General features: G+C 50.9%; 18 protein-coding genes. 8 read left to right on the top strand and 10 right to left on the bottom strand.

Annotation, left to right across the window (positions count from 1 at the left end; genetic code table 11):
* Positions 1-2 precede the first annotated feature (2 nt).
* From ACXAH4_RS08970 to ACXAH4_RS08935, 8 genes are all read right to left on the bottom strand, one after another.
* On the bottom strand, positions 3-275 hold the full coding sequence (locus tag ACXAH4_RS08970; RefSeq protein ID WP_303574632.1) for a PepSY domain-containing protein: 273 nt from the start codon (positions 273-275) through the stop codon (positions 3-5).
* A gap of 196 nt (positions 276-471) precedes the next feature.
* On the bottom strand, positions 472-771 hold the full coding sequence (locus ACXAH4_RS08965; RefSeq protein WP_474845431.1) for a YciI family protein: 300 nt from the start codon (positions 769-771) through the stop codon (positions 472-474).
* Between the two features lie 13 nt (positions 772-784).
* A complete protein-coding gene (gene trpA / locus ACXAH4_RS08960) occupies positions 785-1,591 on the bottom strand; it encodes a tryptophan synthase subunit alpha (protein WP_474845433.1) in 807 nt (268 codons plus the stop codon).
* Entirely contained in the window at positions 1,578-2,771 is a 1,194-nt protein-coding gene (gene trpB, locus ACXAH4_RS08955; protein ID WP_119500894.1) for a tryptophan synthase subunit beta, read from the bottom strand. The genes trpA and trpB overlap by 14 nt, the downstream gene beginning before the upstream one ends.
* Positions 2,772-2,793: 22 nt before the next feature.
* Positions 2,794-4,191, bottom strand: coding sequence for a bifunctional indole-3-glycerol-phosphate synthase TrpC/phosphoribosylanthranilate isomerase TrpF (trpCF, locus tag ACXAH4_RS08950; protein WP_474881569.1), 1,398 nt, complete (start codon positions 4,189-4,191; stop codon positions 2,794-2,796).
* A complete protein-coding gene (gene trpD, locus ACXAH4_RS08945) occupies positions 4,184-5,218 on the bottom strand; it encodes an anthranilate phosphoribosyltransferase (RefSeq protein ID WP_119500896.1) in 1,035 nt (344 codons plus the stop codon). Before trpD ends, trpCF begins: the two co-directional genes overlap by 8 nt.
* The gene (locus ACXAH4_RS08940) at positions 5,211-5,825 is read right to left on the bottom strand and encodes an aminodeoxychorismate/anthranilate synthase component II (RefSeq protein WP_119500897.1); all 615 of its coding nucleotides are present in this window, start codon (positions 5,823-5,825) and stop codon (positions 5,211-5,213) included. Before ACXAH4_RS08940 ends, trpD begins: the two co-directional genes overlap by 8 nt.
* Positions 5,826-5,827: 2 nt before the next feature.
* Positions 5,828-7,417 (bottom strand): anthranilate synthase component 1, encoded by a 1,590-nt coding sequence (locus ACXAH4_RS08935; RefSeq protein WP_474845438.1) that lies wholly within the window; start codon positions 7,415-7,417, stop codon positions 5,828-5,830.
* 267 nt (positions 7,418-7,684) lie between these two features.
* Between ACXAH4_RS08935 and ACXAH4_RS08930 the strand changes: the two genes are divergently transcribed.
* Genes ACXAH4_RS08930 through rluB form a run of 5 tightly spaced genes read left to right on the top strand, consistent with a single transcriptional unit; the run spans position 7,685 to position 11,525 of the window.
* Positions 7,685-8,530, top strand: coding sequence for a PHP domain-containing protein (locus ACXAH4_RS08930; RefSeq protein ID WP_474845953.1), 846 nt, complete (start codon positions 7,685-7,687; stop codon positions 8,528-8,530).
* 12 nt (positions 8,531-8,542) lie between these two features.
* Positions 8,543-9,163 carry an L-threonylcarbamoyladenylate synthase gene (locus tag ACXAH4_RS08925; protein ID WP_474881568.1) on the top strand — a complete coding sequence of 207 codons (621 nt, stop codon included), beginning with the start codon at positions 8,543-8,545 and terminating at the stop codon, positions 9,161-9,163.
* Positions 9,164-9,195: 32 nt separating this feature from the next.
* Positions 9,196-10,029, top strand: a complete 834-nt coding sequence (locus ACXAH4_RS08920) for a segregation and condensation protein A (RefSeq protein WP_474881567.1) — start codon at positions 9,196-9,198, stop codon at positions 10,027-10,029.
* Entirely contained in the window at positions 10,016-10,651 is a 636-nt protein-coding gene (gene scpB, locus ACXAH4_RS08915; RefSeq protein WP_119500901.1) for an SMC-Scp complex subunit ScpB, read from the top strand. The genes ACXAH4_RS08920 and scpB overlap by 14 nt, the downstream gene beginning before the upstream one ends.
* A complete protein-coding gene (rluB, locus tag ACXAH4_RS08910) occupies positions 10,644-11,525 on the top strand; it encodes a 23S rRNA pseudouridine(2605) synthase RluB (protein WP_474881565.1) in 882 nt (293 codons plus the stop codon). The genes scpB and rluB overlap by 8 nt, the downstream gene beginning before the upstream one ends.
* On the opposite strand, the gene ACXAH4_RS08905 is transcribed toward rluB, so the two are convergent.
* Positions 11,504-12,286, bottom strand: a complete 783-nt coding sequence (locus ACXAH4_RS08905) for a type 2 periplasmic-binding domain-containing protein (protein WP_474881564.1) — start codon at positions 12,284-12,286, stop codon at positions 11,504-11,506. The genes rluB and ACXAH4_RS08905 overlap by 22 nt on opposite strands.
* 176 nt (positions 12,287-12,462) lie before the next feature.
* Here ACXAH4_RS08905 and dkgB point away from each other — a divergent pair, with 176 nt between their 5' ends.
* From dkgB to ACXAH4_RS08890, 3 genes are all read left to right on the top strand, one after another.
* Positions 12,463-13,266, top strand: coding sequence for a 2,5-didehydrogluconate reductase DkgB (gene dkgB, locus ACXAH4_RS08900; protein WP_474881562.1), 804 nt, complete (start codon positions 12,463-12,465; stop codon positions 13,264-13,266).
* A gap of 138 nt (positions 13,267-13,404) precedes the next feature.
* Complete coding sequence (locus ACXAH4_RS08895; RefSeq protein ID WP_474881561.1) at positions 13,405-14,700, top strand: DUF445 domain-containing protein; 1,296 nt, start codon at positions 13,405-13,407, stop codon at positions 14,698-14,700.
* A 90-nt stretch (positions 14,701-14,790) separates the two neighbouring features.
* Positions 14,791-17,046: a P1 family peptidase gene (locus ACXAH4_RS08890; RefSeq protein WP_474881559.1), complete on the top strand. Its 2,256-nt coding sequence runs from the start codon at positions 14,791-14,793 to the stop codon at positions 17,044-17,046.
* A 44-nt stretch (positions 17,047-17,090) separates the two neighbouring features.
* Here the strand turns inward: ACXAH4_RS08890 and ACXAH4_RS08885 are convergent, their stop codons facing one another.
* Entirely contained in the window at positions 17,091-17,771 is a 681-nt protein-coding gene (locus ACXAH4_RS08885; protein WP_474881558.1) for a DUF4097 family beta strand repeat-containing protein, read from the bottom strand.
* Position 17,772: the final 1 nt, after the last annotated feature.

The raw sequence follows: 17,772 nt of genomic DNA, 5'->3' as shown, positions 1-17,772 counted from the left end.
TCTTAATTATCCTTGTCCGTTGCCGGCTGAACTTTGCCGGTTTTCTTATCTACATCCACCGACACCACACGACCATTTTTTTTCAGCACTTTTACACGGTATTTTGTACGGGTCTGGTCGACCCGCAACACCCGACCTTTTTCATGTTGTTGTGCTTTTGTCGCGGCCTGACTGCGATCTATCTGTTGCGCCTGCTCCTGAACGGCAGCGGCCTGCTGCGATAGCGAAGCTATGAGCAGTAACACAGTCAGAAACAGGGTTTTAACGATATTCATACAGCCTCAGGATGGTGCTCAGGACACGGTGTCCGGCATTCTCTAATTTTCGTATCCTAGCATAACCGTTATAAATGAACATTGGCTGAATCGAATCTGACTTTTGTTAATTGCTGCAAATTCATTACTTTAAAATTTCTAAATCCCGCAATAAAAAAACGGGAGCCGCCGGCTCCCGTTTTGTTTCCGTAACCGGTTACGGCAATACTTTCTTGTAGGGTTTAACTACGACATTGTCATAGACGCCGGCTTCCACATACGGGTCGGCTTCAGCCCAGGCTTTCGCGGTTTCCAGAGAGTCAAATTCAGCGACAACCAGGGAACCGGTGAATCCGGCCGGGCCGGGATCTTCACTGTCAATAGCAGGGAAGGGGCCGGCAATCAGCAAGCGGCCTTCGTCTTTTAACGCATTCAGACGTGCCAGGTGAGCAGGGCGGGCGGCCAGACGCTTTTCCAGACTGTTTTCCACGTCGGTTGCACAAATCATATAGAACATCGTATTTCTTCCCTTATTTTTCCGTAGCGGCTTTCATGCCGGTAACAAAGGCATCAAGTGCGCTGAGCATGGCCGGCACATCATCCAAATGTTTGGCGATGATGTTAACGGTGGCTGAACCACTGATTGCGCCCGCAGCGCCGGCTTTGATGGCTGTCGACACCTGCTCCGGTGTTGAAATACCAAAGCCAAGAATTGGCGGTGCACATGCATAATCCGATAATTTGGCAATTAATGACTCTGCCGGGATATCTGCAGCGGTTTCCACGCCGGTCACACCAGCCCGGCCCAGTAAATAAGTGTAGCCGCGCGAGTGTTCACCAATCTGCGATAAGGTTTCTTCTGTTGCATTAGGCGGCGCGATGAGAATTTGGGCAACGCCGGTTTCATTGGCTACAGATATAAAGGGTTTTGCTTCACGAAGCGGTACATCCGCCACCAGAATTGAATCAACACCGGCATCGTGTGCCTGCTGATAAAAGGCTTTGATCCCTTTGGCCATCACCAGGTTGCTATATAACAATAAGCCCATAGGCACATCGGGGTATCTTGCTCTGACGCGGGACAGCATCTCAAAGCAGGCATCCGGTGTGACGCCGTTGCCTAGAGCACGAATACTTGCAGCCTGAATTGTCGGGCCATCAGCAATGGGATCTGAGTAGGGAATACCCAGTTCAAGAGCGTCTGCGCCGCTTTCAATCAACTGACAGATAATTTTTTCAGACGTGTCGATATCTGGATCGCCAATCATGACGAAAGGAACAAACGCACCGCGATTACCGGCGTTCAGCCGGCCAAACATATCACTATAGCGATCCATTAAAATCTTCTCCCAGAATCTTGATCACGTGTCCAAGGTCTTTGTCGCCGCGACCCGATAAATTCACCACGATAATGGTTTCTTCTTCTGCCTCGTCCGCCATGTTGAGCGCATGGGCCAGCGCGTGGGAAGACTCAAGCGCCGGTATGATACCTTCTTTGCGGGCTAGCAACTGGAAGGCATTCAGCGCTTCTTCATCAGTAACCGCAACATATTCAGCGCGGCCGGTATCCGCAAGATAGGCATGCTGAGGACCAACAGCAGGGTAGTCCAGACCGGCAGACACAGAGTAGCTTTCTTCAATCTGACCTTGCTTGTCCTGCATAATATACGTGTATGCACCGTGCAGAATGCCTTTCGAACCGGTACAAATGGTGGCACCGTGTTCTTTGGTGTGCAGGCCTTTACCTGCAGGCTCGACACCGATTAGCTTCACAGAAGGTTCGTCGATAAAGTCAGCAAACATGCCGATAGCATTCGAGCCGCCGCCAACACAGGCAACCACGGCATCCGGTAATCTGCCTTCTTTTTCCATGATCTGCGCACGGGTTTCTTCACCAATCATGCGGTGGAATTCACGTACGATATGCGGGAACGGGTGAGGGCCGGCCGCGGTGCCCAGCAGATAGTGTGCTTTGTCGTAATTGGCAGACCAGTCACGGAGTGCTTCGTTAACCGCATCTTTCAGGGTGCCTGAACCAGCATTCACTGGAATGACTTCCGCACCCATCAAACGCATACGGAATACGTTCGGTGCCTGACGCTCAACATCTTTCGCACCCATGTAAATGCGGCATTTCAGACCCAGCAGTGCGCAGGCAAGTGCCGTCGCCGTACCGTGCTGACCGGCACCGGTTTCGGCAATGACTTCGGTTTTGCCCATACGCTTAGTCAGCAGTGCCTGACCCAATACCTGGTTGGTTTTGTGCGCACCGCCATGCAGTAAATCTTCACGCTTCAGATACAGCTTAACCTTGGGGTTTGTTACCAGATTGCGCGTCAGGGTCATCGCCGTAGGACGACCTGCATAATCTTTTAACAGTGCCGAAAACTCTTCCTGAAATGCCGGATCTTCTTTGGCATCAATAAATTCTTTCTCGAGTTGGTCTAGCGCGGGAATAAGCAACTCGGGCACGTACATGCCCCCGAAATCCCCGAATTTTGAATCAAGTTGGTTCATGAATAATCCTGTTGATCATCAATTAATAGCGTCGTGCTGTTGCGAACAGCGCCGCCAGCTTTTCAGCAGATTTTTGTGCCGGAGCATCTTCTACTCCGGAATTTACGTCTATGGTGCCCGCGCCGGTTTCGAGCGCAGCGACCAGGTTCCCGGCATGAATGCCGCCGGCAACGATGAGTTTTTTCTTGTCTGTCACATTGTCCAGCAGTGACCAGTTAAACGACTGTCCCGTTCCGCCTTTTTCCGAACCTACCTGACAATCCAGCAGTACACGGTCTGTTTCGGTTTCGCCCGGCAAATCGCTGAGGTGCGGCGGTAAGTCGCCGGATATGCCAACCGCCTGCCAAATCTGGCATTCAGCAGGCAATGCCGCCCGTAATGTCTGGCGGAAAGCCGCATCTTCGCTGCCGTGTAACTGAACGGCAAACAGGTTAAGTGAACGGGCAGCGCTGACAATGTCATCCACAGGGTGGTCGACAAATACGCCCACATAACGGCCCGGCACTGTCTCAATAATCGTGCGCGCCTGTTCTGGCGTTACACAACGTTTAGACTTTTCTGCGAAGATGAGTCCGCCATAGTTGGCGCCGCCGTCAAATGCAGCTTTAGCATCTTCTACACGGGACAGGCCGCATATTTTGATGTCGCCGTAAATGAGGGCACGCACCGCTTCGGGTAAATCTTTTTGAGCCATCAGCGCACTGCCGACCAGAAAGCCCTGGCATAGCGGCGCTAAGCGGCGTACATCCTGGTGGGTGTAAATGCCGGACTCAGAAATCACAACGAAATCATGACTTGCCTTCTCCAGCATAGGGATCAGTTTTTCGCTGGTGGCGAGGTCGGTGGACAGATCCCGCAGATCACGGTTATTAATGCCGATGATTTTCGCTTCCAGCGCGATGGCGCGGTGCATTTCTTCTTCGTTACTGACTTCGGTAAGAATATCCAGCGCCAGGCTGTCAGCCAGGCTGGCGAGAGTGCGGTAAGTGTCGTCGTCCAGCACGCTCAGCATCAGCAAAATAGCATCAGCGTTATAATGACGGGCCAGATAAACCTGATACTCGTTCACAAAGAAATCTTTGTTCAGCACCGGTTGCGACACCCGCTCAGTCACATAAGCCAGATAGTCATAGCTGCCCTGAAAATACTTTTCATCAGTCAGCACTGAAATGCCTGCTGCGTAAGGTTTATAAGCGGCAAGAATTTCGTCGAGGTCGAATACAGGGCGAATGAGCCCTTTTGACGGCGATGCCTTTTTACATTCAAAAATAAAACCGGCATCCGGCTGACTTAATGCATCGAACAAGCTTTTATTTGATGGTGTCAGTGAATCTTTAAACGTGGTTAACGGCATTGCTGCCATACGTGCTTCTAACTCCACACGTTTATCGGCGACGATGCGTTCTAACACATTACTCATCGTTACTGCTCTCCTGATGACTGATTTTTGCCACGGCGTTAAGCGTGGTTAACGGTTTGCCCTGTTTCATGGCTTCCATGGCCATTTCCGCACCGTCTTTGAATGTGGTCACGGTGTCGGTAAGTTTCAACAGCGCGCCGCAATTCATTGCAATGGCGGCCCGGTGTGCTTCCTGACCTTCGCCGGCCAGAGCGGCTTCCACCATTTTGCGGTTTTCATCCGGTTCACCGCCGGCTATGGCCTCAAGAGGGTATGAAGGTAAACCGAAGTCTGAAGGCGTCACGGTCAGTGTGCGTAAATCACCATGCTCTAAGTCGATGATGTGAGATTCGCCGTGCAGAGCCAGTTCGTCCAGTCCATCGCCATGAACAATCATGGCCCTGTGCTGGCCGAGCAGCATCAACGTGCGGGCATACGGCTCAAGAAGCTCCGGAGAATATACACCGAATAAACCATGGGTAGGGCCGGCAGGGTTTGCCAGCGGACCCAGAATGTTGAAAATGGTGCGGGTTTTCAGTGCCGCACGGATGGGCGCAGCGTGACGCATACCGGAATGATAAACCGGTGCGAACAGGAAGCAGAAGTTCGCATCGTCCAGACATTGTCTTGCTGTCTCCGGGCTGATTTCCAGATTAATACCGAACTGTCTGAATATATCCGCAGAGCCGGATTTACTGGAGACGCTGCGGTTACCGTGTTTGGCGACTTTTACGCCGCAACTGGCGGCTACCACACCCGCCGCACTGGAAATATTAATGGTGTTATGTCCGTCACCGCCGGTGCCGACAATATCCGCAAAAGGATAGTCCGGCGTGGGGAAAGGCAGTGCGTTTGACACCATGGCGCTGGCAGCACCGGCGATTTCATTGGGTGATTCGCCGTTCAGCTTTAAGGCGGTAAGCACGGTTGCCAGGATCAGATCAGGTTGTTCGCCATGCATAATGCTGTTAAATAAAGCAAAAGACTGCGCCTGACTCAGATGCTCTTTAGCAAATAACAGGTCCAGCAGGGGAGAGGCATCATACATGTTCCAACTCCTTGTCGGTTAAATAGTGAATACTTTGCAGTAGTAAACGGCTTCCGTCTGCGGTGAGAATTGACTCCGGGTGAAACTGGAAACCAAGCATTTTGTCTTCGGGGTGATAAACCGCCATGGTGGTGTCACCAAAACTGGCAATGGTTTCTAACCCTGCCGGTAATGATGTAGCCACAAGAGAATGATAACGGGCCACATGCAGCGGGTTAGCCAGACCTGAAAACATGGCCTCGCCGGAGTGACTGATGGGCGATGATTTGCCGTGCATTACCTCTCTGGCCCGGTCGACCACGCCGCCGTAATGACTCACGATAGCCTGGTGACCTAAGCATATACCCAATACCGGAAAAACACCCTGTACCTTTTTAATCAGTGCGGGCATGCAACCGGCTTCATGGGGCGCACCCGGACCCGGCGACAATAACAGCAATACCGGCGCTTTTTCTGCTTCCTGCTGCATGCGGGAGAACAACATGTCTGCATCTACCGTGTTACGGTACACAATGATGTGTAAATCCAGTGCCCGTAGCTCGTCAACCAGGTTATAGGTGAAGGAGTCTACATTATCGAGCAGAAAAACGGTGATTTTATCTTTCATGATCAGGCTCCCTGTTTCAAAGAGCGGCGAACCGCGTTGATGACAGCCTGCGCTTTGGTGCGGGTTTCATTGGCTTCAGACTGGGGATCTGAGTCGTAAACCACACCGGCGCCTGCCTGAATATAGGCACGGTCGTTTTTCACAAACGCTGAGCGGATAACAATACAGGTATCCATATCGCCGTTCCCGTTTAAGTAGCCCACAGCGCCGCCATAGCTTCCCCGGCGTTTCTTCTCAACCTGGCGGATTAATGTGGCCGCACTGACCTTTGGTGCGCCGACCAGGGTGCCCATGTTCATGCAGGCCTGATAAGCATGCAGCGCATCCAGATCGGTTCGTAACTGACCCACGACCCGGGAAACCAGGTGCATCACGTGAGAGTAGCGGTCTACTTTCAGCAGGTCTTTCACAAAACGCGTGCCCGGACGGCTTACTTTCGCCACATCGTTACGGGCCAGGTCGACTAACATAATGTGTTCGGCTTTCTCTTTGTCATCTTCACGCAAATTCAGTTCAATGCGGCTGTCCAAATCCGGATCGATTTCACCATTCGCCCGTTTGCCTCTGGGGCGGGTACCGGCGATGGGGTAAATTTCCACCTGATTCGATGATTTCTCGTATTTGATTGCCGACTCAGGTGACGCGCCGAATATAGTAAAGTCTGCATCCTGCATATAAAACATATAAGGACTTGGATTACTGATTTTTAATTGAGCGTATGCGGTTAACGGGTCAGGACAAGGTAAGGAGAAAGTGCGGGAAGGTACAACCTGGAAAATGTCACCGGAAAGGATATTGGCTTTTAAGTCGACAACGTCCTGCTTATAGGTTTCATCGTCTTTGTCGACATCCACATCCATAGCATCCTGAGCCCCGGGCGGGATAGTGGCAGTACTCGCAGGTATATCTGTGAGTCTGGCCTGCAGCCGCTCCAGTCGCTGTGCCACATCAAAATAACTTTGCGCCACGTTAGGGCCGCTGAATACGCTGCCGATTAAACGGGTCTGGCGGGTTTGATGATCGACAGTGAGTAAGGTCTCTGCCAGATAGAATACATAGTCCGGACAGTCATTTTCGCCATCGGGTACATCAGGTAAGTTTTCGAATGTGGCCAGCAGATCATAAGCAAATACACCACCCAGAAAGACGGCGTGGGGATGCTGCCGGATTGGCGTGATTTTCTGAACCAGTAACCGCAGTGCGTCGAATACGCTGGCCGCTTTCAGCCGGCTGTCTTCATCCAGGGCATTATCCGCAGCGTGGCAGGTGAGCGTTACCGTTACTCCGTCTCTGACAACACTGGTATTGTCCGGGCGCTGTGCTTCAATCAGCGGTAATACAGATTCGCCGTTGGGGGTCAGTGCAGTGCAGATAACCTGATTACCTTTGCACACAAGGCGCATCGCGGCATCTACCATCAGCAGGCTTTGCAAGTCGTCCTTGCTGTCAATTTCTGCTGATTCTAACAACAGTGCATTTGATTTTCCGGCACAAAGGTGGGCAAAGGCGGCTAACGGATCGTTCAGGTAGGTACCTGACTGTTCGATTGTTTCCACTTTGCCGGGCTGGGTGCCCAGTTCAGCTAAACTCATTGTCGCATTTTCTCCAACTGCGATTAAAAAAAAAGGCCCGTTAAACGGGCCTTTATTGTGTTCTTTTACGCACTCACGCGTACACCGCCCGTTACTTCAGGGAGTGCCACCACCAAACTGCTTTTACTAAAGTGCTGATTGATAATTGATTACGCATGATTTCTCTGTCATAAACTTCGATAGGCATCGAAGGCGTTAGTACGTATAATATGCCCTATAGAAGAAAACAAAAACGAAGTTGTGTCAACCGTAAATTTGCATAAGACATTGAAAATCGATCTACATAGTCATACAAAATTTTCCGACGGCCATTTAACGCCGGAAGAGCTGGTGCTCCGCGCGCACACCATGCAGGTGGATGTGCTGGCCATTACCGACCATGATACCCTCGCCGGTTTACCGCTTGCCCACCAAACTCAGGCAAAGCAAAAGCGTGTGATGACGATCATTAACGGCGTTGAAATCTCCACCGCCTGGCATGGGTTCGATATTCATATCGTCGGCTTAAATGTGGATGTGGAAGATGCATCACTCAACAGCTTTCTGGCTGAGCAAAGTACAATACGCAAGGAACGTGCGGTTAAAATTGGTGAAAAGCTGCAAAAATGCGGTTTTGACGGTGTGCTTGAAAAGGCGCTGAATCTTGCCGGTGTGGGGCAGGTGACCCGTGCACACTTCGCACGCGTATTAGTTAATGAATATGGTGTTGCGACCATGGATGCGGCCTTTAAAAAGTATCTTGGAAAAGGGAAACGGGCCGCCGTTAAGGCTGTGTGGCCCGGCATGGAGCAAGCCATATCTCATATTCGTGCTGCCGGTGGTCAGGCTGTACTTGCTCATCCCGCCCACTATGACATAACGGCAAAATGGTTGCGCCGTCTGGTCAATGATTTTGCACATCACGGTGGACAGGCCATCGAAACGGCTTTTCCCGGTATTAATCCTGACAAGCAAAAGCTTATCAACGAGCTTGCCAGCGAGCACAATCTTTTGGCTTCGGCGGGTTCTGATTTTCACTTCCCGTCCAGGTGGACAGAATTGGGGCGTAATTTAGGTATCGCTTCTCACCTCAAGCCAGTCTGGCATGACTGGGCACTGCCCGCCCATCAGTAACAGGACATTGTAATGAGTCAATTTTTCTATATTCATCCTGAAAATCCACAGCAGCGATTGTTAAATCAGGCTGTGGAGTTAATCCGGCAGGGCGAGGTAGTGGTGTATCCCACTGATTCCGGCTACGCCATTGGCTGCCAGATGGAAGACAAAAAAGCGCTGGAACGCCTTTGCCAGATAAGGCAAATCGAGCACGACCACAACTTCACTTTGATGTGCCGTGATATGTCCGAATTATCGTTTTATGCCAAAGTGGATAACACCGCTTTCCGGCAAATAAAAAACAACACACCGGGCCCGTATACCTTCATTTTCAAAGCCACCCGTGAGGTTCCCCGCCGGTTACAAAACCCCAAGCGGAAGACCATCGGGATCCGTGTGCCGGATAACGTGATTGCACTTAAGTTGCTGGAAACCCTTAATGAACCGCTGATGTCCACATCACTGATCCTGCCGGGTAAAGAAATGGCAGAGTCAGATCCTGATGAAATCCGTGACAGGCTGGAAAAACAGGTAGGATTGATTATTCATGGCGGGTATCTTGGTGAATATCCCACCACCATTGTCGATTTCTCTGAAGGCAATGCGGAAGTGATCAGGGAAGGCAGTGGCGACCCGTCACCGTTCCTGTAAAACAATCATAGCACGGACGAACAGCACGTAAGATGACAGACGAACAAACGCCGGCGGCAGTAAGCGACCCCGTTCAGCAACCTTTGCCACTGGCGTTTATCAATGGTGAAGCGGTCATTGAAAAGCCGTCAGATCTGTACATTCCCCCCGATGCACTGGAAGTCATTCTGGAAACCTTTGAAGGCCCGCTGGACCTTCTTTTGTATCTTATCCGCAAACAGAAATTCGAAATCGTAACCTTACCCGTGGCAGACATTACTGCACAGTACATGGAATATGTGGAGGTTATGAAAACATTGAAGCTGGAATTAGCTGCCGAATATTTGCTGATGGCAGCGATTCTGGCTGAGATTAAATCCCGGTTACTGCTACCAAGGCGAAGCGATGAACCTGAAGATGAAGAAGACCCGCGAGCGGAGCTGATCCGCCGGTTAAGAGAATACGAAGCCGTTAAAGAAGCTGCGCAATTACTGGATGAACAGCCCCGTATGGAGCGGGATGTGTTTGCAGTGAAGGCTGATGTGGCTCTGAGTGTGCAACCGGTGCGGATAGAGCCGGATGTGTCACTGCAGGAGCTTGTGCTGGCATTCAGCCATGCCATGAAGCGGGCTGCTGCATTTGAACATCATACAATTGAGCGGGAGGCGCTGAGTACCCGTGAGCGCATGAGTCAGATTCTGGCTATGGTAAACAGTGAGACCTACACACCGCTGGATGCGCTATTCACGCCGGAAGAAGGCAGAGCAGGTGTGGTGGTGTCTTTTCTGGCGATTCTGGAATTAGTAAAAGAACAGCTTTTATTGTGCGTTCAGACAGGACCATTTGCCAGAATTCATGTAAAATTGGGCCGTCATGAAGAAGATTAATAAAGTCCAGCTTAAGCAACTGGTCGAGGCCGCACTGTTTGTTGCCGATGCGCCAATGACTAAACTGGCACTGCGAGAGTCTGTGCTGGCTGAATTTACAGTCAGTGAACGGGCGCTGAACGAGGTGCTCAAAGAGCTGGTGCTGGACTATCAGCCCAGAGGGATTCAACTGGTTGAAGTGGCCAGCGGATATCGTTTTCAGTCACTGGACAGCTTAAGCCCCTGGCTGAGCCGCATGTGGCAGGAGAACGCGCCCCGTTATTCACGTGCAATGCTGGAAACACTGGCGTTAATTGCTTACCGTCAACCCATAACCCGCGGCGAAATTGAAGCGGTACGCGGGGTGGCAGTCAGCAGTAATATTATCCGTACCCTGACAGAAAGAGACTGGATCAAAGTGGTAGGGCACAAAGAAGTGCCGGGCAGACCGTCGTTATATGCCACTACCAGACAGTTTCTGGATTATTTTTCGTTAAAGTCGTTGGCCGATTTACCCGGATCTGAGGTTTTTGAAGGGCTTGAAGACAACGAACAGCCGCCTGCGACGGCTACACTAGAGGCACCGTCTGACGACGACCGTGCGATTGAAACCGCTGAACAAAAGCGAGAAGAAAATGAGTGAAAAGTTGCAAAAAGTCCTGGCAAACCAGGGACTGGGCTCCCGCCGTGAAATGGAACGGTGGATAGAAGCCGGAAGGGTATCGGTAGATGGCAAAATTGCGACACTGGGCGACCGTGTTGAACCCGGCCAGCAAATCCGTGTAGACGGTCATCTGTTATCCCGTCAGGCAGAAAAACCGGTATGCCGTGTATTGATGTATAACAAGCCGGAAGGTGAATTATGCAGCCGTCACGATCCTGAAGGCCGCCCCACAGTATTTGACCGTCTGCCTGCTATCCGCGTGGGACGCTGGATTGCCGTAGGCCGGCTGGATATCAATACCAGTGGCCTGTTATTGTTCACCAATGACGGTGAACTGGCAAACCGCTTAATGCACCCTAAATGTGAAGTAGAACGTGAGTATGCTGTACGCGTATTCGGTGAAGTGTCCGGTAAAACCCTGAACACGCTGACCAAAGGGGTTGAACTGGAAGATGGTCTGGCGGGGTTTACTGAAATCAAAGCCCGTTCTAAGCCTGCCGGTGAAGAAGAGAGTATGAACCGCTGGTACAACGTGACGTTGTCTGAAGGCCGTAACCGCGAGGTACGTCGCTTGTGGGAGTCTCAGGAAATGCAGGTCAGCCGTCTCGTTCGCGTGCGTTACGGACCGGTGGAGCTGCAAAAGCGTTTACCGCAGGGGGCCTGGGTAGAGTTGCCGCTGGAGCAGTTAAATGCCCTTCGTAAACTGGTGCAACTGGACGATGAAACACAAACGCTGGTGGATGTAAGACAGGGTAAACTTGATCATGCCCGCCTTACCCGTATGCGCCGCTCGGTGAAAAAACACCGTACACGGCAGTCTCATCAACGTAATCAGTCAGCCAGCTCTGACTGACTGGAAGGGCGTTTCTTTAAACAGGTACGCCCGTTATCAATACCGTGCCGGCGGGCAACCTGAGCAATCAGCCCGCGGTGCGTTTTGAGAAATTCATCTAATTTTTCCAGCATCGCCGGATACTGCTCACTGGAAATCCGCAGGCTCTCTTTCTTATCCTGAATATGTTCTGATGCCACAATGCGTTTACCTGACAGCTTCAGTGCTGCAGTTGCATCATTCAGCTGTTCGCTGTCTGTGATAATGGCATCAACCTCACCGTCAACCAGCGCCTTTACCAGGTGTGTCGGCTCAGAGAATGACACTATTTTTGTGTAGCCTTTACGTTCCTGTTCTAACCAGTCACTGGAAACCGGCTGATCTTCAATAATACCCAGTGCAGTCACGTCGGGGATTCGCATCCATTGATTCTCAGGCAACACACGGGTGATTTCACAAATACCGACCACAGGCTGGCTGTAAAACAGCGTGCCGTCTGTGGCAGACCAGCGGGGGTGATCCGGAAAGCGGAAATCAATCATGTTTTCTTTAAACCACTGATCGTAAGCGTCGCCCTGAAGGGGCACATATTCCAGTTCAAAGCCCTCTTCAAGAGCAAATGCTGTCATCACCGCATCGAGCACCGGGTGATATTTGCCACCGTTTACCGGGTGGACCTGTCTGCCTGAACTGTCTTCGACACCTACAAAGAAAGTATCTTTCGCCGCAAAAGCATGACCTGAAAGCAATACGGCAGCGAGAAGAGTGATAGCGCGTCGCATCGTATTCGTCCTGTTCACTTAAACTTTAGTCGTAGTAGAAGCCTATCAATGCAATTGCATTTGCTCGATAAGGCCGTTGGCATGCAAGTATTAAAACTAATACCTGAAGAAAGTGAAGTAATCTGTATTCAATGTCTTAGCGTAGACAAGGTGAATTCATAAAACAGGAGAAGATAATGCAATCGATGCCTCAATTAGGTGTAGGTACGTTTCGTTTAGAAGGAGAGGTAGCAAGAAAAACGGTTTCAGATGCGCTTTCCACCGGCTTCCGCCATATCGATACCGCCCAGTTTTATGGCAACGAAGAAGAAATCGGCAATGCAATTCAAACTGCCGGTCTTCCCCGTGAAGAACTGTTCGTGACCACCAAGGTATGGCACGACCATCTTGATAAGGGTCACTTCATTCCGTCTGTGCATGAAAGTCTGAACAAACTGAAAATGGCCTATGTTGACCTGCTGCTCATCCACTGGCCGTCACCCAATGATCATATTCCCATGGAGTCATATTTAGCGTCACTGAAGCAGGCTAAGGAAGAAGGTTTAACGCGCCATATCGGTGTGTCGAATTTCACTATGGCACAAATCGACAAAGCGGTTGAGATCCTGGGAGAGGGCGAGATACTCACTAACCAGATAGAGCTTCACCCGTTTATGCAAAACCGTCAGGTGGTTGAACATTGTAAGCAGGCTGGTATTTCTACTACCGCATATATGCCCTTTGCGGTGGGCGAAGTCATGAAAAATGATGAACTCAAAGCCATTGCTGACGCGCACGGAGCCAATCCTGCACAGGTTGTACTGGCGTGGATGGAAGTAAAAGGTATCCATGCCATCCCTTCATCAACGAATAAGGACCATTTGCAGGCGAACTTCGATTATACCACTGTGACGCTGTCAGAAGATGATGTGGCGCGCATTGACGAGCTGGATAACGGCGAACGTATCGTGGATCCGGATTTCGCGCCGAAGTGGGATTAATATCCTTTTACATTTAAGCACCCGTAATTGTCATAAAGGGTTTGCCGGCTGCACTTTCATCACCATATAGTGGATAGGATGTATACGCCTGATGAGGTGCAGTCAGGTAAGTAAGGCAATATTAATACAAGGACAAACGTGCTACCGGATAATAAACAGCAGCAGCTCCGGCGTGCAAAACGCATCGCGCTTTTCTGGCTGGTAGGAGCTGCGTTTGTCTTTATTCTTGCGACGCTGGCAGAGTACCGGCAGTGGATAACGCCATGGCCCGCCTGGGCCGGACTCATTAAGATGGCATCAGAAGCTGCGCTGGTTGGCGGGCTGGCTGACTGGTTTGCCGTCAGCGCATTGTTCAGGCCTATTCCGGCCAGATTTCCAATCCCTCACACGAATATCGTAGCGAATAACAAAGCGGCGGTTGCCGGCAATTTGTCCCGCTTTGTGAAAGAAAAATTCTTCAATGAAGTCGCTATCGAAAAACTGGTCAATGATGCCCGCCCTGCTCAGGGAATGGCAAGGTGGTTGCGCGAGCCTCAAAACGCAGACCGTCTGAGTCGCTTCGCTGCGCGCTCGCTGGTGGGGATCATTAACACGCTGGATGATAAACCCGTTCAGGACATGATGGTAAGCGGAGTAAAGCGGGCTCTGCTGAAAATGGATCTTTCACCTCTCGCGGCCGGCACGTTACGGGTTCTGACCCGTGATAAGCGACATCAGGAGGTGCTGGACCAATTGCTTTATAAAATCGCAGAGCTTGCTCACCGGCCTGACAGTCAGATGTTTATTGCTGAAAAGCTGCATAGCTGGCTGAAAGCAGAGTACCGGCGACTGGAGAAGATATTGCCGACAACCTGGTTGAGCGAGCAGGGCGCTGACATCGCTTCCAAAGCCATTGTGAGCATTCTGGCGGATATTGCCAACGACAGCGAACACCCGGTACGCAAGAGTTTCGACCGCCAGTTGGAGGACTTCACGGCGAGGATGGAAACCGACCCTGCAATGACAGAGAAGCTGGAAAATATCCGTAACCAATTGCTGAACAACGATACCCTTCAGCAGTACCTGTTTCAGGTGTGGGGCGACGTGAAACGCTGGTTAATCGATGATGTTGCAGCCACAGACGGCAAATTCACAGGCCGTTTATCCCATGCACTGCAGGAAACAGGTAAATCGGTGGCAAACGATGAGCAACTGGCAAACGCTGTTGATGTACACATCGCAGAAGCAGCCAGAGCGATGGCGCCGGAGCTCGCAGATTTTCTTACTGACCATATCCGTAAAACCATTCTGGCATGGGATGACAACCAGATGGCGGAACAAATTGAACTGAACATCGGTAAAGATCTGCAAAAAGTGCGTATTAACGGTACGTTGGTGGGCGGGCTGATTGGTGCCTGTCTGTTTTTAATTGAACATGCTATCAGTCTTTTATAACCGGTACGTAGCCGTCTTCCTTTTGAGTTTTTTGTACTATCGTGTGACACTTTTCCTTCCCCATTTTTATTTATAAAAAACGAAAACAACATGAGAAAACGAATTCTTCCGGCGTTACTGCTGGTGTTGCCGCTTATGCATGTCAGCGCAGACGCAGAGCAGGTCAGAGCCCGTGATCTTGGCATCGCGCCTGGTGTACTTGCGACCGGAAAACTGAACAGTATTACCGATGTCGCAGGCGTACGGGTGGGGCAGGTAACCCTTCATGACGGAAAAGACGTTCACACCGGTGTGACAGCCATTATTCCGGCAGAGGGCAATTTACGGCAGCGTAAGGTACCGGCTGCGGTATACGTGGGCAATGGATACGGCAAAATGGCCGGGATCAGTCAAATCCGGGAATTGGGAGAAATTGAAACACCCGTTGTGCTTACCAATACACTGAATGTGGCTGAAGGTATTGCCGGCGTGGTGGAATGGACGCTGGCACAACCGGGGAATGAAGACGTGGCATCGGTGAATGCTGTCGTAGGTGAAACCAACGACGGATTTCTTAACGACATCCGCCGCAGAACCGTGACGAAAGCTGATGTGATTCAGGCTATCAATACAGCGCAAGGTGGCCCGGTTGCAGAGGGAAATAATGGTGCCGGCAGCGGTACCCGCGCCTTCGGATGGAAAGGCGGGATCGGAACAAGCAGCCGTTTGCTGCCTGCATCACTGGGCGGATACACAGTCGGTGTGCTGGTACAGAGTAACTTTGGCGGCATCCTGAATATCGACGGCCTGAAAGCCGGGGAAGCGCTTAATCAGCACTACCTGTACAACGAACTGAATAACGATACCGCTGCTGACGGCTCCATCATGATAGTGGTTGCAACAGACGCACCGCTGGACGACCGCAATCTGGAAAGGCTGGCAAAGCGGGCCATGGCCGGTGTTGCGCGAACCGGTGCCAGCCTGACAAACGGCTCCGGCGATTATGTTATAGCCTTTTCTAACGCAGATGCATTACGTCGTGACGAGCAGTCGCCGGCGCATTCATCCACCGTGATGGCGAACAGTCAGGTGTCACCTTTATTCGAGGCGGTGATTGAAGCAACACAGGAAGCCATTTATAACAGTCTGCTGGTGGCTGAGGACGTGGAGGGTTTTCACGGGAGTGTAAAAGCCCTGCCGGTAGACAAAATCCGCTCTATATTACCGGCCGAACAGGGGACTACAGAGTCATCTGATACGTTGAGAGTGGCTACTTTTAACGTAAGTATGGAGTCGACGAATTACCCTTCTTCAGGGCTTCCGCCCGGTGATGACGTGCTTAAAAAGGTGTTGTCAGATGGCAATAATCCGCAGGTCAAAAATATTGCTGAGATCATTCAGCGCACCGCGCCGGATATTATTTTGCTTAATGAGTTTGATTACATCAAATCGCAGAGCGATGGTGTACGGGCTTTTATTCAAAATTATCTGAATGTCAGCCAGCACGGGCAACCTGCTATCGATTACCCGTACGTTTATCTCGCGCCGGTGAACACCGGTGAGCCGTCTCCTTTCGATCTGGATAACGATGGTAAAGCCACCGGAACAGGCGGTGATGCGTGGGGATTTGGCTTGTATCCCGGCCAGTACGGCATGGTTGTATTGTCGAAATATCCCGTTGTACATGATCAGGTGCACAGCTTGCAGACACTTAAGTGGAAAGATATGCCCGGTGCTCAGAAGCCCGTTGACCCGGCCACAGATACTCCCTGGTATAACGAAGAGGAATGGGCTGAGTTCCGGTTAAGCTCCAAGTCTCACTGGGATATACCCGTTAACGTTAATGGCCGCATTGTGCATGTACTTGCTATGCATCCCACACCGCCTAATTTCGATGGTGATGAAGACCGAAACGGAAAGCGGAACCATGATGAAATCAGGTTGATGGCTGACTATCTGTCTCCGGATAAAGGCGAATATATTATTGATGATGAGGGTAAGCAATCCGGTCTGCCGGAAAACACCCGTTTCGTACTGGCGGGCGATTTCAACGCTGCCGATGCGGGTGATAAACACCGGCCCGGCGTCATAGAACAGCTTATTGATAACCGGTACGTGAACGGCAATGTTATCCCGGAAAGTGAAGGTGGCCGTGAACATTCAACAGAGCCTTACAGCCGCAGGTTCACTGCACACTGGGGGGCAAGGGCAGATTACGTTTTACCGTCAAGATATGGTTTTGAAGTGACCGGTAGCGGTGTTTTCTGGCCCGAAAAAGCCAGCCCGTTGTACCGTCTGGTGAAAGATCGTGAAGCAAGTTCTGATCACCGCCTGGTCTGGCTGGACGTTAAGTTAACCGGTAAGTGATTAAACAGGCCGGGCAGATGTATTTCTGTCCGGCCTGTCAGGGTTTAGCTGCGGTTGCTGTTGTTACGTCTTATTACTTTGCTTTCCAGCGCAGGGTTAGCAAGCTCAAGTACAACGGCGCGCTCTAAAATGATATTGCCGTTAACAACCACATCGTCCGTGATTGAAAGCACCGGTTGTTCGGATTTGTTCTTCATCCAGCCATTTTCTGTTTCTTCAAATACGATGTCGCCGTAGATCCGGGTATTGCCTGACAAGCTGACATCACCGTTTTGCGTTGTGACTGAGCCTTTTATCTCGCCATCCGGCACCGAAATGTCGCCATTCACTGTTTCCAAATCGCCTTCCACCAGACTATTCACAGAAAGCCCGATATTGCCATTTACCGTAGACATATCACCAAACACATTCAGGTTTTTACCGGCATTGATATCGCCGTTAACCGTACTCGCTTCATTGATTGCAGCGTTATCTGCAATACTGATATTGCCATTCACCGTACTGACATCTTCAGCAACAGTAAATGTTTGCAAAGTCACGTCTCCGTTGACGGAAGACACATCACCAGCATGGCGGCCTTCATAGATGGTTACCGATCCCAGCACACTGCTTACATCGCCGCCATCGTGATAATCACCGTTACCCCCGACATTGATAACACAGCCTGATAACGTGGCAGCACACAAAAGTGATAAAGCAATAATTGAGAGATTCCTGTTTAGCATT

Source organism: Alteromonas sp. ABV2_168 (assembly GCF_056161165.1).
The sequence above is the reverse complement of the archived record's forward strand: the minus strand, read 5'-3'. Positions and strand labels throughout refer to the sequence as shown.

Coding starts and splice junctions, on each gene's coding strand:
- ACXAH4_RS08890 (WP_474881559.1), top strand. CDS start 14,791: ATGAGAAAACGAATTCTTCCGGCGTTACTGCTGGTGTTGCCGCTTATG.
- ACXAH4_RS08885 (WP_474881558.1), bottom strand. CDS start 17,771: ATGCTAAACAGGAATCTCTCAATTATTGCTTTATCACTTTTGTGTGCT.
- ACXAH4_RS08940 (WP_119500897.1), bottom strand. CDS start 5,825: ATGAAAGATAAAATCACCGTTTTTCTGCTCGATAATGTAGACTCCTTC.
- scpB (WP_119500901.1), top strand. CDS start 10,016: ATGAAGAAGATTAATAAAGTCCAGCTTAAGCAACTGGTCGAGGCCGCA.
- trpCF (WP_474881569.1), bottom strand. CDS start 4,191: ATGAGTAATGTGTTAGAACGCATCGTCGCCGATAAACGTGTGGAGTTA.
- ACXAH4_RS08925 (WP_474881568.1), top strand. CDS start 8,543: ATGAGTCAATTTTTCTATATTCATCCTGAAAATCCACAGCAGCGATTG.
- ACXAH4_RS08935 (WP_474845438.1), bottom strand. CDS start 7,417: ATGAGTTTAGCTGAACTGGGCACCCAGCCCGGCAAAGTGGAAACAATC.
- trpA (WP_474845433.1), bottom strand. CDS start 1,591: ATGGATCGCTATAGTGATATGTTTGGCCGGCTGAACGCCGGTAATCGC.
- rluB (WP_474881565.1), top strand. CDS start 10,644: ATGAGTGAAAAGTTGCAAAAAGTCCTGGCAAACCAGGGACTGGGCTCC.
- trpD (WP_119500896.1), bottom strand. CDS start 5,218: ATGTATGATGCCTCTCCCCTGCTGGACCTGTTATTTGCTAAAGAGCAT.
- ACXAH4_RS08970 (WP_303574632.1), bottom strand. CDS start 275: ATGAATATCGTTAAAACCCTGTTTCTGACTGTGTTACTGCTCATAGCT.
- ACXAH4_RS08965 (WP_474845431.1), bottom strand. CDS start 771: ATGTTCTATATGATTTGTGCAACCGACGTGGAAAACAGTCTGGAAAAG.
- dkgB (WP_474881562.1), top strand. CDS start 12,463: ATGCAATCGATGCCTCAATTAGGTGTAGGTACGTTTCGTTTAGAAGGA.
- trpB (WP_119500894.1), bottom strand. CDS start 2,771: ATGAACCAACTTGATTCAAAATTCGGGGATTTCGGGGGCATGTACGTG.
- ACXAH4_RS08920 (WP_474881567.1), top strand. CDS start 9,196: ATGACAGACGAACAAACGCCGGCGGCAGTAAGCGACCCCGTTCAGCAA.
- ACXAH4_RS08905 (WP_474881564.1), bottom strand. CDS start 12,286: ATGCGACGCGCTATCACTCTTCTCGCTGCCGTATTGCTTTCAGGTCAT.